The sequence below is a fragment of the Streptomyces sp. NPDC089799 genome (assembly GCF_040684755.1).
Lineage (GTDB): Bacteria > Actinomycetota > Actinomycetes > Streptomycetales > Streptomycetaceae > Streptomyces.
Genome location: NZ_JBFBGR010000011.1, coordinates 29079 through 41960, shown reverse-complemented (window position 1 = coordinate 41960; position 12882 = coordinate 29079). Strand labels below are relative to the sequence as shown.

The window sequence follows — 12882 nt, the reverse complement described above, 5'->3', positions numbered from 1 at the left end:
GAAGCAGCCTGTTCCGATGGGGGAGGGGCACCCATACAAGTGGGTCCGGCCGCCCGGAGCACGCAGGCGCTCCGTACCCCTCACCCGCCGATTCCCCTCCGGCAGCCCACCTGCCTCCCACCGCACACAGCCCGAGGCCCACTGCACAACGCCCCCCGCACGCCACACACCACCCACACCGCCCACCATCAGCTGCCACACCCACCACACACGTTTCACCCAAACGTGCGAGGCGCCAAGGACGGAGCGCCGGAGGGTCCAAGAAATGGTTTGCCGACCCGGTGGCCGTGTGTCACCTTTCGGCCCGGACCGGAAGTTGATCACCGGCGACCGGTCGATGTCGACATGTCGGCGGCCGCTCGGGGATCCACCGGAGGGGTGACGAAACAATGGGAATGGGTGCCGTGGGGAACAGCTACGAGGATGAGTGCCGCCGGTCGTTGGCCGAGGAGCAGGCGAAGAGCCTTGCCGGGACCAACGACTGGGAACATGTGGACAGGGAGCGGGTCCACCAGGACTGGGACGTCCTGTACCGGGAGATCACGGCTTTCCTGGACGGTGGCTCCCTGCCCGGGGACCAGCAGATCCAGGAGCTCGTCCGCAGGCACTTCGACATCGTCTGCCGCTTCTACACCCCCTCCAGGGAGGCTTACGTCGGCATGTCGCTCTTCTACGCCGAGGACGAGGCCATGAGGGCGTTCCACGATTCCTACCACCCCGGGATGGTGGAGTTCCTGGGCGCCGCGATCAGGGTGTTCGCCGAGCAGGGGAGCGGGTTCGCCCCCAGCGCAGGGGCCGAGGCTTCGGCGTAGTCGGGCGACACGGCCAGGACATTGATGGGCGGGTGCGGTTCGGGCCCAGGGGCTGCAACAGCCTCTAGCCCTGCCGGGCGTCGTCCCGGTGGAGGACCGTGCGGCCGCCGGCGATCACCACGGCGATCACGCAGAGCGCGATGATGGTCTCGGCCCACAGGAAGGCGAACCAGATGGGGACTCCGTCCGGCCCGGCACCCACGCGTCGCGGTGCCCGCAGTGCGATCGTCGCCGACGGGGCCAACGATCCACCGCATCCCGGCGCGCGTGTCGGCGTTGACCGGAGTACCGGTCTCCGACACGACACGACAGGACGTACGTTCAGTCGCGACGCCCAAGAACCGGCCTCGGACGGTCGAGCAGGTCGGCGACCGCGCGGGCCGGCGGCTACACGCCGCCTTCGATGACCGACCAGTCCGAGGAGACGCCGGGCAGTGGGCCGACGAAGGCATAGTGGCCACCGCTGAGCGTCGAGGTCGCTGCGGCCCCGTCGGACCGGTAGAACAACAGGCTGTCCGAGGTCCGGTCCACCGTGTCCCAGACGACGGAGGTTCCGCTGTCACGGAAGGCACCGACCTTGCCGTCGACCGCCGTGCCCACCTTGTAGAAGAACTCGGCATCCGTGGCCGAGAAGGCCAGCACGGAATCCTTGGTCGCGGTCATGTCTCCCAGGAAACCGTCCGCTTCCCTCGCCCCCACCTGCGTGTAGACGCCGTTCCGGAGCGTCCCGTACGCCAGCGCGCTCCGGTGGTCTTCGTCCGTCTCCCCGATGCCCTTCGCGAACACCATGGTGTCGCACGAGCCGGCCGTGATCACCCAGCCTTTGCCGAGGTCGTCGTAGGTTCGCGCCTGCCGGTAGAGGCCGTTCTTCAGGCTGCCCGTGACTCCACGGCCGCTCGACTCGTCGTAGAAGAGCACGGAGTCACCCGATGCCACGACGTCGAACCAACCCTTGAAAGAGCCGGCGAAGACCTTCGCTCGTGTGTATGTGCCCGCCGTGAACGTGCCGGTCTCACCGTCCCCGGTGTGCGGGTTGTACAGCAGCAGCGTGTCACGGCTCACGGCGGCGCGCGTGTAGTTCTCCGGGAGGGTGGACGTCGCCTTCTGACGCCAGTGCCCCGCTGAGAGGGTTCCGGTTGCGGCCGCACCGGTCCGCCCGTTGTAGAACAGCATCGAGGAGTTCGGGGACGTCTGCCTGCAGTACTGCGAAGCGGCTGTCGCGGGCGTACCGGGCCCGGCGGACAGGAGGGCCGTCACGGCAGCGGCAAGTGCGGTCGCCAGGGCCTTCTTCATCGCGCTCCCCTCTCCCTCGCACTCGAACGCGTGCGGCACGGGGGGTGTACGGGATCCCGCCCACCGCTCGCCGGGGGCGGCGGGCCGGTACGTCCCCCCGAGCGGTCGGTCGTCCCCCAGCTCATCGTGCGCGGGATCCGGCACGGTCGCATCTCGGCCCCTTCCGCCAGTCCGCGACGATCCCCACGACCCTCGGCGGCGACAGGCCGCGTCGGGACGGGCCGAGCGGGGCCGGACGCACGGCAGACCGCTCGGCGGGTCACGGCCGATCACGCTGCAAAGCGACGGTCTCCGGTCAGCGACCAGACGCCCGCGATGCGCCCGTCGACGATCGCCAGCAGGTCGATGCCGCTCTTGGTGACGACGTCGCCCGAGCTGCCGACGTAGGTGACGGTCCACCGGGCGGCCACTTCTCCCTGCGTGCCGTCCACGGTCGGCAAGCCGTCGACCGCATACGTGAGCCCCGGGAGCTCCTGCCGGTGGGCACTGATGAACGCGCCCAGGTCCGGCCGGTCGAGCGTGGAGTCGGGGCCGGTACCGGGAACCGTGTTGCCGAACCGGAGCCGGAAGCCGGGCGCGATCAGCTCCGCGACCAGCGCGAGATCGCCGTTCCAGAGCCGGGTCCACCCGTCCAGCAGCGCGACACCCTGCGCACGCGTCAACGTGGCGTTCGTGGCGTTCGTGGCGTTCGTGGGGGACATGGCAGTCGTACGGGGCATGGGGAAACACCTTCCTGTTGTCGGTCGGCCACCAGCCTCTACGCCTCGGGCGACAACCCCCTGTCGGTGTTTACGAGTTCGTCGAGGCCGACGAACTCCCAGCCCAGCGTGTCGAGCTCGGCCAGGTCCACCACGCGCGGCGGCGCCGTCTCGGCCAGTACCTCGACGTGCCGGATGCGGTCCAGCCGGAAGCCCCGTACCGCGGAGCGCAGCCGGCACCAGCCGATGAGGTACCAGTGGTCGCCGCCGAGGAAACCCTGGGGTTCCACGCAGCGGTCGGTGGCGGCGCCCTGCGCGTCGGCGTAGGACAGGCGCAGCACCCGGCGCGACGAGAGCGCCTCGCTCAGCGCGTGGGGCACGCCGACGGGCTGCCGGGCGGGCGCGGCGAGCCGGACCCGACCGGCCAGCTCGCCCACGCCGTGCCGTTCGCGCTGCGGCATGACGGCGAGCACCTTCTGCAGGGCGGACCGGGCGTCCCGGGCGAACGGCGTGCCGGCCAGCGCGTGCAGGGCCACCGCGAGCGCAGTCGCCTCCGCCGGGGTGATCGTCAGCGGCGGGAGCGTCCGGTCCTTGGCGAGTACGTAGCCCCCGTTGCGTCCGGTCTCGGCGTAGAGGGGAACCCCGGCCTGCTGCAGGGCGACGAGGTCGCGCTCGATGGTCCGGGTGCTGACCTCGAACCGGCCCGCCAGCCAGCGCGCACTGCGCGGCCGGGGCGAGGCCGCACGCAGTTCTTCAACCAGGGCGTACAGACGATCGGTTCGATTCATGGACAACGACCGTAACCCAGCCCCCAGCCCCCAGCCCCCAGCCCCCCGACACCCGCCCCCGGCGGCGCGGGGGCGCAGGCCGGGGTACGACGCCCCCTCCGAACGCGGGTGGCGACCTATGTCTCGAAGCCGCGGACCGGAGCAGGAGCGACCGCGCCCCCGGCACGCGCGGCGGCCGCCGCCGCGTCCAGCAGCAGCCAGCCGTCGGCCTCTGCCGCCCGACGTGCCTCCGGCTGCCATCCGCCGGCCACCGCCGCGTCGAGCAGGGCCCGGACGGCGCCCGGTTCGTGCAGGTTCAGGGAGGCGCCCCGCACGTACCCCACGTCCCCGGAACCCAGGGGAGCTCCGCCCGGAACGAACCGGTCCGGGCCCTCGGCGAAGACGATGCGGAGCGGGCCGCCGGTGCCGGCAGGCTGTGGGTACAGCGTGAGGGTCTCGCGACAGGACCGGCCGCCGTCCGTCGCGTCGTGGCCGTGGCGGAGCGTCCACAGGTACGCGCGACCGTCGGCGACCAGGCGACGGGGCTTCCTGGGATTCCGGGGCACGGGGTCACACTACTTCTCGGGCACCGGGTGGAGGACGATCGCGGAGCCGCCCTCCCGGATCTCAATGGCCTCATCGTCATCGCCCTCCAGCACGGCGGTGAAGTCGTACAGGTTGCCGTCGAAACGAATCGTGTCGCCGTACACCCGGTACGAGCCCTCGTTCACGCCGATCTTGAACGCGGGGCAGTGCTGCGCGTTGCACACCACGTTGTTCAGCCTGGAGAACGTGCCGTCCGCGGTCAGTGTCAGGTCCTGCACGTACCACGTGATGCCCGGCCGGGTCCGATCCACATCCTGCGCCCACGATCCGACGGCCCCCGATCCGACCACCCACGGTCCGACCGCGTGGGATCCCCCGTTCACACCGGGCGAGTCCGGGACCGTCCGAGCCGCAGCCGGTTGCGTCAGGGCCGCCACACCCACGACCGCGGTCACCAGCAGCCGGACGGACACGGCCACCGCCGCGGCCGGAACAGTGGACCCCGGTCGCCTACGCATCGTCGTTCTCACAGCCATGGCACCACCATCCCCCACCCCGACCCCCTTCGCGGCGTTCCACCACGGTGCTCCACGCCCCGCATCACCTCATCGACGCAGCCGCCCGTGCACCGGAAGGGGGTGGCCGCACGCCCGGCCGGTGGCCGCTCCGGTCAGGGAGCGGGGAGCCGGGTACCGCACCGGGCGCAGTAGCGGGCGTCGCGGTCGGTGGCCAGACGGCCACACGCGTCGCAGACCCGATTCAGCAGGCAGGCCGGCTCGCCGGCGTCCGAACCGGGCTCCGGGGTGATGTTCAGGGGTGGGCGGCGGCGGTGCGCGGTGGTGTAGGCCAGCCCCTCGGCCCCCGCCCGGACGGCCCGCGTGGTCCCGGCCGGCAGCCACGCGACGCATCCGGGCGCGAGCGACACGGTGCGGTCCGGCGTACGGATCTCACCCGAGCCCGCGACCACGACGAGCAGGACCCCCAGGACCGTCTCGGTGTGCTCGCCGATGACGGCCCCCGCACCCAGCCGGACCAGGTTCGCGTCCAGGTCACGCCCGCCGTCGCCCAGCGCCCACACGACACGGATCCCCCCGGCACCGACCGGGCCGGTGTCCGGCGGGGCGAGGAAGACCGGCGTACCCGGAACAGACGTACCCATACCCACTCCACGGACGGACGAGGACCACGGTTCACGACCGGATTCCTATCAGAGGCCGTCAGAGTCGGTGCACCGTGCGCAGTGTCCTCCCGTACGTGCCGCCCCCGTCCAGCACCGAGGCTCCTGCGACGTCGGCCATCGTGGGGCCGTCGACCGTCATGCGGCTGGAGACGAAGCGGGCCTTGCCCAGCGCGTCGGTGCCCAGGTGGATGCCCACGTGGTCCACCGTCCCGTCCTCGTCGGCATCCCAGAGCAGCAGGTCACCGGGCTGCAGCAGGGCCCGGACCTCCGGGGTGTACCCGGTGGTGCGGGTGAGGCGCACACCGGGGGCGCGTTCGTCCATCTGCTCGGACGTACGCGGCAGTCGGGCAGGGGAGGCGTCGTACATCTCGGCCACCGGAACACCCATGTGGTAGCCGTACACCATTCGGGTGTAGCCGGAGCAGTCGAGCGAGCCGAGGAATGCCTCGTCCGCCTTCTTGAACTTGCCGTTGGGGAAGGTCCAGCCGACGCCCATGTACTCGTGGAAGTCGGCTCCGATGGTGTGCTTGCCCCGCAGGTCGGCCGGGCTGTACGTCGCCTTGCCGAGCACCTGCCTGCCGGCGGCCGGCCCCGCACCGCAGGTCACCCCGGGCGCACCGGGCAGGAACATGGCCGCGTACGCGAGGACGTCGGGGGCGGTGGAACCGATCCAGCCGCGAACGGTCTGCTCCAGGGCCGGGGTCCACGTTCCGTCGAAGGGTTCGGGCAGCACCCGCACCCAGTCGCCGTGGGTGACGCTCGGCGGGGTCGCCCACGCGGCGTCGATGACCCGGAACCCGGTCGCGGACAGGGTGACGGGCAGCTGGGTGCTGCCCTGGTTGGCGAGTGCCCGCAGACCGATCCGGCCCGTGGCGACCGTGTCGTCACCGACCTCGACGCGCCACGCGGCGGGCTGCTCCGATGACGCCCGCCATGCCTTGACCCGGATGCGGGAACCTTCCCGCCGGACGCGTATGCCCCACGCCGTCCCGGCGGGTACGTCCGTGGCGAGGGTGTGGGTCGGCGCCAGCGGGGTCGCATTACCGCCGCTGACCTTCTCCACCCGCAGCTCGACGGCACCGGTGGTGAGGAACGACAGCCGGGCCCGGTGGTGGTGGTCGGGGGAGAGGTAACCGAAGACCACGGCGTACGAACAGGCGTCTCCCGTCGGCACCTTGTCGAATCCCGCGAACGCCTCGACGTCGACGTCGGTGATCCCGTCGTCCTTCAGGGTGGCGTAGCGGCTCGCATTGTCCGTGGTGAGCGCGATGACGCCGCGGCCGGGCCTCACCGAGAAGTCGTCGGCCTCGGGCCCCTCGGTGGTGTCCCACGTGCCGCCGCCCGGGGAATCGCCCCAGTGGGAAGGCTTCCCGGCCTCCGGACCCGTGTCGGGCAGGGTGCGGTTGAAGTCCTCGGTGAACGGCCGCTTGTTCTCCGTGAAGGTGCGCCGTGGGCCGGGCACGACGACGGTGCGGGCGCCGTGGGTGAGCAGGGCGACCCGGCGCCCTCCGGAGGCGATCGCGGTACGCGTCGGGGTGCCGGGCAGAACGGTGGCGGTGAGCTTGGCCTCAAGTGTGACCTGCGTGAACCAGGAGGGATCCAGGGGTGCCATGGTCACGGACGACGCGGGACCGGCGAGCCCGGTGGGAAGCGAAATCGGGGCCGAGGGGGCGCCCGCAACGGCCCCCTCAACGGCCCCCTCAACGGCCCGTGCGGCGGGCGCGACGGCGAGGGTGGAAAGCGGAACGGCAGCGGAGGCGCCGATGGCCGACAGCAGGGTACGCCGGGACATGTGTGTCATGCATAGATCATCCACGGGCCCGTCCACACGGGCCCGTCCACACGGGCCCGTCCACCCTGCGCCGCCCGGGAGTTGCCGGCACCCGGCGCGCCGCCGCCCGAAGGGGCGCTCACGGCGCCCACCGTCCTCCCTCCGGCAGCGGCCAGGACGCGGCGGCTGGAGGTGCCACCGGCAGCACCACGGCCAGAGTGGCCGGAACGCGGCCTTTCGGAACCGGTGGTGCGCCGGTTATCACTGGCGAGTGCGCTCAGATCGCCGCAGCCCGGGAGGCGCCTGATGACGGCCCCGCTGATGACGAACTTCGACGAGGTCTACGCCCTGCCCGACCCACGGGGCTATTTCACCCGGCTGCGCCCCCTGGCCTACCGCACTCCGCAGCATGCCCAGCACGTGTTCCGTGAACTGCTCGGTGAACTCGGCCCCGGCCCGCACACCGTACTGGACCTCTGCTGCTCCTACGGCATCAACGCCACCCTGCTCAACCACTACCTGACCCTGGACCAGTTGTACGCGCGCTACTCCTCTCCGGAGCTGGCCAGGCTCAGTACCGCCGAGCTCATGGCCCGGGACCGGGCGTTCTACAGCACCCGGCGGCGCCGCGACACGGTCCGCACCATCGGGCTGGACTCATCCCGACCCGCCGTCACCTACGCCCACGCAGCCGGCCTGCTCGACGAAGGCCACTGCGCGGACCTGGAGACCGCCGAGCCCGGCGAAGCCCTCCTGCGGGCCGCAGCCGAGGCGGACCTGATCACGGTCACCGGCGGCAGCAGCTTCCTCACCGAGCGGACGTACGGCCCGCTGGTGGCCGCCAACCGGGGCCGTGCCCCGGTGGCTTCCTTCGTCCTGCGGCAGCACGACTACCGCCCGGTCGCCGCCTGTCTGGCGGATGCGGGGCTGGAGGACTGGCGCTCGCCGGTCAGTTACCCGCAGCGCAGGTTCACCGATACCGGAGAGCAGCGCCGGGTCATCAACGCGGTCGTCGCGCGGGGCGAGGATCCGACCGGCAAGGAGGCGGCGGGTTGGCATCACGCCTGGCTGCACGTGGCCAGACCGGCCGGACCGGCCGGTCGGGCCGGCCGGCCGAGGTAGAGCGGAGGGCGAGCCGATCATGCCGGTGCGTTCAGTAGGGCTGCCGGAGGGGCCTGCCACGGCCGTCCTTCACGCAGACGGTCGCGGCGGACGGACCATGGGCCTCGTCGCCGCCGAAAGCGGCCGTGAAGCATGCCTCGCCGCCCTGCCCACGCGGAACCCGGCACGTGGCCCGGCCCCTGCGGTCGGTGGTCTCGGTGCACAGCGCGGTGGAGCCGGTGGTGAAGGCGATGGTCCTGCCCTGCAGGGCGCCGTCGGCCGTGGTCAGCCTGGCCTTCAGGGTGAGCCCGCGGGCGCCCGGGGCACCCGGCGAGTTCGTCCCCTTCCCCTTCCCCTTCCCCTTTCCCTTCGTCCTCTCCGCCTTCAGCGTGAGGGTCGTCGGAGTTCCCGAAGTGACGGGTACGGGTCCGACCGCCACGCCGACGGGGAGGTCGCCGACGGGCACGGTGGCGATGACGGCCGGCGGGTTGGCGGTCGCGTCGATCACCGAAACGGTGTCCGAGCCGGAGTTGGTGACGTAGACGCGCGTGGCGTCCGGGGTGACCGCCACTCCCTCCGGGAGCGTCCCGACGGGGACGGTGGCGGTGACGCTGTTGGTGGCGCTGTCGATCACCGACACGGTCCCCGAGTTGGAGTCGGCGACGTACACGGTGGCGCCGCTGACGAGGGCGGCCGCCACTCCGAAGGGGAAGCCGCCGACGGGGATCGTGGCGCTGACGCTGTTGGTGTCGGTGTCGATCACCGAAACGGTGCCCGAGTTGGAGTTGGTGACGTAGGCGGTGCCCGGAGCGGCCGCCACGCCTTGGGGGAACTCTCCCACGGGGATGGTGGCGATGACGGCCGGCGGGTCGGCCGTGTAGTCGATCACCGACACCGTGTTCGAACCGGGATTGGTGACGTAGACGTTGTCGCCCACCGCCACACCACGGGGGCCCACCCCGACGGGGACGGTGGCGATGACGGCCGGCGGGTTGGCGGCTGCGTCGATCACCGACACGGTGCCCGAGGCGGAATTGGTGACGTAGACGCCCGTGCCGTCGGGGGTGATCGCCACCCCCGACGGGAAGGCCCCGACGGGGATGGTGGCGGTGACGCCGCGGGTGGCGGTGTCGATCACCGACACGGTGTTCGCGTCGTGGTTGGCGACGTAGAGGCGGGCACCGTCCGGTGTGAGCGCCACCCCCTCGGGGCCGGCGCCGACGGTGACGGTGGCGACGACGGCATGGGTGGAATCGATCACCGAGACGGTGCCCGCGGCGAGATTGGCGACGTAGGCGAAGGAGCCGGGCTGCGCGGCGGCGGCGGTCGTGGCCGTGGACAGGGGGACCACCGTCCCGGTCAGCACCGTCAGGGCCGTCGCCCAGACCCGCAGCCGCGTCCACCGCGGACGGCCGCCCCGGGGGCTTCGCGCCGCCCCTCCCCGCTTCCGTGCCCTCGCCCCTGCGATACCCGACATCAAGACCTCCTGCAGCGTACGGGGACCGATGTGCCGTCCCCGTGCTCCCGATCAAGGGCGGCGGCCGATGATGCCCTGCCAGGGATGTCCGGGACCGCCGCGGCGCTGGTGACCGCCGCAGCCGACGCTAGACGCGTCCCCTGCCCGAGCCGCTCAGGACCCATGGACGGGGGCCGGACGGACGAGCCGAATGCCCTGTACGGCCCAACCGAGCCGTCCGGGGACGCCGGTGACACAACTCTGCCCTGTGCACACGCGGTTCTTCCGGAAACGGTGCAACGTCGGCCCGCTCGACACCGAGTTCGGGCGACGGGGGCCGGGACCCTGGCCCCGGGGTGTGGGATGACGTCGGCTCTCCACCCACACCCCTGGTCACCCTCCGTGTTTATCGGGCGCAGATTCGGTGACAACAGGTAGTGACAACCAGTCAATACCCGACGAAAGGCAGGAAGATGAACCTTGTTACCGTGCTCATCCTCGTCGCGGTCTTCGCGTTCGTCGGCCTCTTGGCCGCGGCCCCCAGCGCTCCCGTGCGGCGCAACCCCTTCCCCGGCCGTCGACGGCGGGCCGGCCACCACCGTTCGGCCGTTCCCCACCCGACGACCGGGCTCCCCGGTCAGCGGGGGCTGCGACACCGGAGTCACTGACCACCGACGGACTCCGCTGCGGCGGGGCGCGACGGCACTCACGGCAGGTGGCGCTCCCGGCCATGGACGGAGCCGCCAGGATTCCGGAATACCGCCCATGGGGGAATCACGGCTCCAGGACCACCTTGCCCATCGTGCCCCGGCGCTCCAGCGCGCGGTGCGCCTCGGCCGCCTCGGAGAGGGGGAAGCGATGGACGGCCGGTACGAGGCGGCCCGCGGCCGCCTCGGCCAGGGCGCGGGTCTCCAGTACCCGCACGGGGTTGTCGCCGCCGACCCTGCCGAGCATCGCCGGGCCGAGCACGCCCTCGGAGGTGATCCCGCGCGCCGCGAGTTCCTCCTCGGTGAACGTCAGAGGGCCTCCCTCGTGCAGGCCCCCGCTGGACCAGCCGAACACGAGGTGCTGTCCGCCGGGGCCGAGGAGGTCCACGGCGGCCCGCCCGGGCTCGCCGCCCACCGAGTCGAAGACCACGGTGGCCCGCCGCTCGCCGAGGAACGTCCTGACCTGCTCGGGCCAGTCGGGGAGGTTGTAGTCCACCGCGAGATCAGCGCCGTTCGCCGCCACCGCGGCCGCCTTCGCCGGGCCGCCGGCCAGGCCGACGACGGTGGCGCCGGCGTTGCGGGCGTACTGGACCAGCAGCGTGCCGATGCCGCCGGCGGCCGCCGGGACGAGCACCACCGACTCCGGGCCGAGGGCGGTGAACTGCAGGATGCCCATCGTGGTCCGGCCGGTACCGATCATGGCGACGGCCGCGGTGGCGTCGAGGCCGTCCGGTATCTCGTGCAGTCGCGCCGCGTCGGTCACGGCGAGTTCGGCGTACCCGCCGGGGGCGTTGCCCAGGTGGGCGACGACCCGCTTGCCGAGCCAGCCGGGGTCGGTGCCCTCGCCGAGCGACTCGACGGTTCCGGCCACCTCGCGGCCGGGGACGGTGGGCAGGTCGGGGAGGGCCGGGAGGGGACCCTGGTGGCCCTCGCGGATCGCGGTGTCGAGGAGGTGCACACCGGCCGCGGCGACGGCGATGCGGACCTGGCCGGGGCCCGGCACGGGGTCCTCGGTCTTCTCGTGGACGAGGTTCTCGGCAGGGCCGAAGGCGTGCAGGCGGACGGCGTGCATGGGGACTCCTGGTACTCGGGCGAACGACCGTGGGATCGGTCGAGGCGTGCTGGTACGACCCAACGCCCTCAAGTGCACTTGAGGTCAACCCCCGGCGGCGCCGGTCGGCGCAGCACAGGGCTGCTGCACGGGGGGTCCCGGTGTCCGTATGGCGGTCCCGTCGGACGCCGGCGCGGGGACATCGTCATCATGTGCGCATGACGCGCAGCGACGACCAGCACACCGACTCTCCGGCGATCACCCTGCTCAAGGAGCTGGGGGCCGAGACCACCAAGCACTCCGGCGGTACGCTCCTGACCCACCTCCTGCGCGTCGAGGCGCTGCTCGCCGCGTGGGGCGCACGGCCCGCCCTGCAGACCGCGGCCCTGTGCCACGCCTTCTACGGTACGGACGGCCTGCCCCTGAGCCTCCTGGACCTCGCCGACCGCGCCCGCCTCGCCGACGCGATCGGTGTGGAGGCGGAAGCGCTCGTGTACTTCTACGCCAGCTGCGACCGCAAGGCCTCCTACCCCACGCTCGCCTCTCCGGACGAGGCGTCGGTGACCTTCCGGGACCGTTTCACCGGCGAGGAGTTCACCCCGTCCCTGCAGCAGCGCCGCGACTTCGCCGAGCTCACGGTGGCCAACGAACTGGACCTGGCGAAGGTCAACGCGTCCTTCCGCGAGCGCAACGGGGCGGACCTGCTCGAGCTCTTCACGCGCTGGGCCCCGCTCCTGTCGGAGGCGACCCGCCGGGAAGTGACCGAAGTCCTCGGCTGAACAGCGCGGGTGCGTGGACGGCCCCGGGGGCCGGCGGGTCAGATCACCAGGGGCGCCTCCGACCAGCGGCGGACGCGGTACGGGGCCCACCACAGGTGGTCGCCGAGACGGAGGACGAGGGTCTCGCCCATGAGGTCGTCCAGGACCGGCTGCGGGATCGAGTCGGCGCGGGCGCCGTCGGTGAGGGCCTCGATGGCCGCGTGGTACTCCGGCTCGTCGATGGTGAAGCGGCGGAGCTCGCCGTACCGCCGGTCGCGCACCTGGACGAACCCGGGTCCGTGCCGGAACACGCATTTGCAGATGTAGTACGTGGTGCGCCACGCGAGGGCCGTCGCGGCCGGGTCGGCGGTGCCGAGGACGGCGGTCGGCGGGTGGAGGTGCCCGTAGGGGCGCCATGCGTCGGGGTCCGGGCCGGTGCGGAGCTGCCAGTCGACCGAGATGGCCATGCTGGTCAGGTCGCCCACGAAGCTGAGCGCCCGGACGGACCAGGCCCCGTCGGCGGGATCCGTCAGGTCGACCGGGCGGGGGAGCCTGACGTGCCGGGCACCGGCGGCGAACAGCCGGCGGGCGGCTTCGCCGCCGTTGCCGTCGATCTCGTAGCGGCCCAGCGACATGGCGGGCAGCGCGCTCACCTCCGGGTCGTAGTCCCGCGAGGCGGTGACGGTGAAGGGCGCGAGGCCGGTGAGGGGCGCGGTGCCGGTGAGTGCTGCAGTCATCGTCG

General features: G+C 72.3%; 14 protein-coding genes. 3 read left to right on the top strand and 11 right to left on the bottom strand.

The window, feature by feature from the left end:
* Positions 1-395 precede the first annotated feature (395 nt).
* Complete coding sequence (locus AB0O36_RS14515) at positions 396-812, top strand: TipAS antibiotic-recognition domain-containing protein (protein ID WP_365109085.1); 417 nt, start codon at positions 396-398, stop codon at positions 810-812.
* Between the two features lie 64 nt (positions 813-876).
* On the opposite strand, the gene AB0O36_RS14510 is transcribed toward AB0O36_RS14515, so the two are convergent.
* From AB0O36_RS14510 to AB0O36_RS14475, 8 genes are all read right to left on the bottom strand, one after another.
* Positions 877-1014 (bottom strand): hypothetical protein, encoded by a 138-nt coding sequence (locus AB0O36_RS14510; protein ID WP_365109082.1) that lies wholly within the window; start codon positions 1012-1014, stop codon positions 877-879.
* 185 nt (positions 1015-1199) lie between these two features.
* On the bottom strand, positions 1200-2105 hold the full coding sequence (locus tag AB0O36_RS14505; RefSeq protein WP_365109079.1) for a hypothetical protein: 906 nt from the start codon (positions 2103-2105) through the stop codon (positions 1200-1202).
* 269 nt (positions 2106-2374) lie between these two features.
* Positions 2375-2824, bottom strand: coding sequence for a nuclear transport factor 2 family protein (locus tag AB0O36_RS14500; protein ID WP_365109076.1), 450 nt, complete (start codon positions 2822-2824; stop codon positions 2375-2377).
* 38 nt (positions 2825-2862) lie between these two features.
* The gene (locus tag AB0O36_RS14495; protein ID WP_365109073.1) at positions 2863-3591 is read right to left on the bottom strand and encodes a YafY family protein; all 729 of its coding nucleotides are present in this window, start codon (positions 3589-3591) and stop codon (positions 2863-2865) included.
* A 116-nt stretch (positions 3592-3707) separates the two neighbouring features.
* Positions 3708-4136, bottom strand: a complete 429-nt coding sequence (locus AB0O36_RS14490) for a hypothetical protein (protein WP_365109072.1) — start codon at positions 4134-4136, stop codon at positions 3708-3710.
* 9 nt (positions 4137-4145) lie between these two features.
* Positions 4146-4394, bottom strand: a complete 249-nt coding sequence (locus tag AB0O36_RS14485; protein ID WP_365109069.1) for a hypothetical protein — start codon at positions 4392-4394, stop codon at positions 4146-4148.
* A gap of 392 nt (positions 4395-4786) precedes the next feature.
* Positions 4787-5275 (bottom strand): hypothetical protein, encoded by a 489-nt coding sequence (locus AB0O36_RS14480; RefSeq protein WP_365109066.1) that lies wholly within the window; start codon positions 5273-5275, stop codon positions 4787-4789.
* A 58-nt stretch (positions 5276-5333) separates the two neighbouring features.
* Positions 5334-7097 (bottom strand): NlpC/P60 family protein, encoded by a 1764-nt coding sequence (locus tag AB0O36_RS14475; protein ID WP_365109063.1) that lies wholly within the window; start codon positions 7095-7097, stop codon positions 5334-5336.
* A gap of 276 nt (positions 7098-7373) precedes the next feature.
* On the opposite strand from AB0O36_RS14475, the gene AB0O36_RS14470 reads away from it, so the two are divergent.
* Entirely contained in the window at positions 7374-8189 is an 816-nt protein-coding gene (locus tag AB0O36_RS14470; RefSeq protein WP_365109060.1) for a hypothetical protein, read from the top strand.
* Between the two features lie 31 nt (positions 8190-8220).
* On the opposite strand, the gene AB0O36_RS14465 is transcribed toward AB0O36_RS14470, so the two are convergent.
* Both AB0O36_RS14465 and AB0O36_RS14460 read right to left on the bottom strand, forming a co-directional pair.
* Positions 8221-9645, bottom strand: a complete 1425-nt coding sequence (locus AB0O36_RS14465; protein WP_365109057.1) for a beta-propeller fold lactonase family protein — start codon at positions 9643-9645, stop codon at positions 8221-8223.
* Positions 9646-10398: 753 nt separating this feature from the next.
* Positions 10399-11403, bottom strand: coding sequence for a zinc-binding dehydrogenase (locus AB0O36_RS14460; RefSeq protein ID WP_365109054.1), 1005 nt, complete (start codon positions 11401-11403; stop codon positions 10399-10401).
* A 197-nt stretch (positions 11404-11600) separates the two neighbouring features.
* Between AB0O36_RS14460 and AB0O36_RS14455 the strand changes: the two genes are divergently transcribed.
* Positions 11601-12161, top strand: a complete 561-nt coding sequence (locus AB0O36_RS14455) for a DUF6817 domain-containing protein (RefSeq protein ID WP_365109051.1) — start codon at positions 11601-11603, stop codon at positions 12159-12161.
* Positions 12162-12199: 38 nt separating this feature from the next.
* Here the strand turns inward: AB0O36_RS14455 and AB0O36_RS14450 are convergent, their stop codons facing one another.
* Positions 12200-12877, bottom strand: a complete 678-nt coding sequence (locus AB0O36_RS14450; RefSeq protein ID WP_365109049.1) for a DUF5825 family protein — start codon at positions 12875-12877, stop codon at positions 12200-12202.
* Positions 12878-12882 lie beyond the last annotated feature (5 nt).

Bases quoted from the DNA above. Each gene is read 5' to 3' on its own strand.
- AB0O36_RS14515 (WP_365109085.1), top strand. From the start codon at position 396: ATGGGTGCCGTGGGGAACAGCTACGAGGATGAGTGCCGCCGGTCGTTG.
- AB0O36_RS14505 (WP_365109079.1), bottom strand. From the start codon at position 2,105: ATGAAGAAGGCCCTGGCGACCGCACTTGCCGCTGCCGTGACGGCCCTC.
- AB0O36_RS14500 (WP_365109076.1), bottom strand. From the start codon at position 2,824: ATGCCCCGTACGACTGCCATGTCCCCCACGAACGCCACGAACGCCACG.
- AB0O36_RS14495 (WP_365109073.1), bottom strand. From the start codon at position 3,591: ATGAATCGAACCGATCGTCTGTACGCCCTGGTTGAAGAACTGCGTGCG.
- AB0O36_RS14480 (WP_365109066.1), bottom strand. From the start codon at position 5,275: ATGGGTACGTCTGTTCCGGGTACGCCGGTCTTCCTCGCCCCGCCGGAC.
- AB0O36_RS14475 (WP_365109063.1), bottom strand. From the start codon at position 7,097: ATGACACACATGTCCCGGCGTACCCTGCTGTCGGCCATCGGCGCCTCC.
- AB0O36_RS14470 (WP_365109060.1), top strand. From the start codon at position 7,374: ATGACGGCCCCGCTGATGACGAACTTCGACGAGGTCTACGCCCTGCCC.
- AB0O36_RS14465 (WP_365109057.1), bottom strand. From the start codon at position 9,645: ATGTCGGGTATCGCAGGGGCGAGGGCACGGAAGCGGGGAGGGGCGGCG.
- AB0O36_RS14460 (WP_365109054.1), bottom strand. From the start codon at position 11,403: ATGCACGCCGTCCGCCTGCACGCCTTCGGCCCTGCCGAGAACCTCGTC.
- AB0O36_RS14455 (WP_365109051.1), top strand. From the start codon at position 11,601: ATGACGCGCAGCGACGACCAGCACACCGACTCTCCGGCGATCACCCTG.
- AB0O36_RS14450 (WP_365109049.1), bottom strand. From the start codon at position 12,877: ATGACTGCAGCACTCACCGGCACCGCGCCCCTCACCGGCCTCGCGCCC.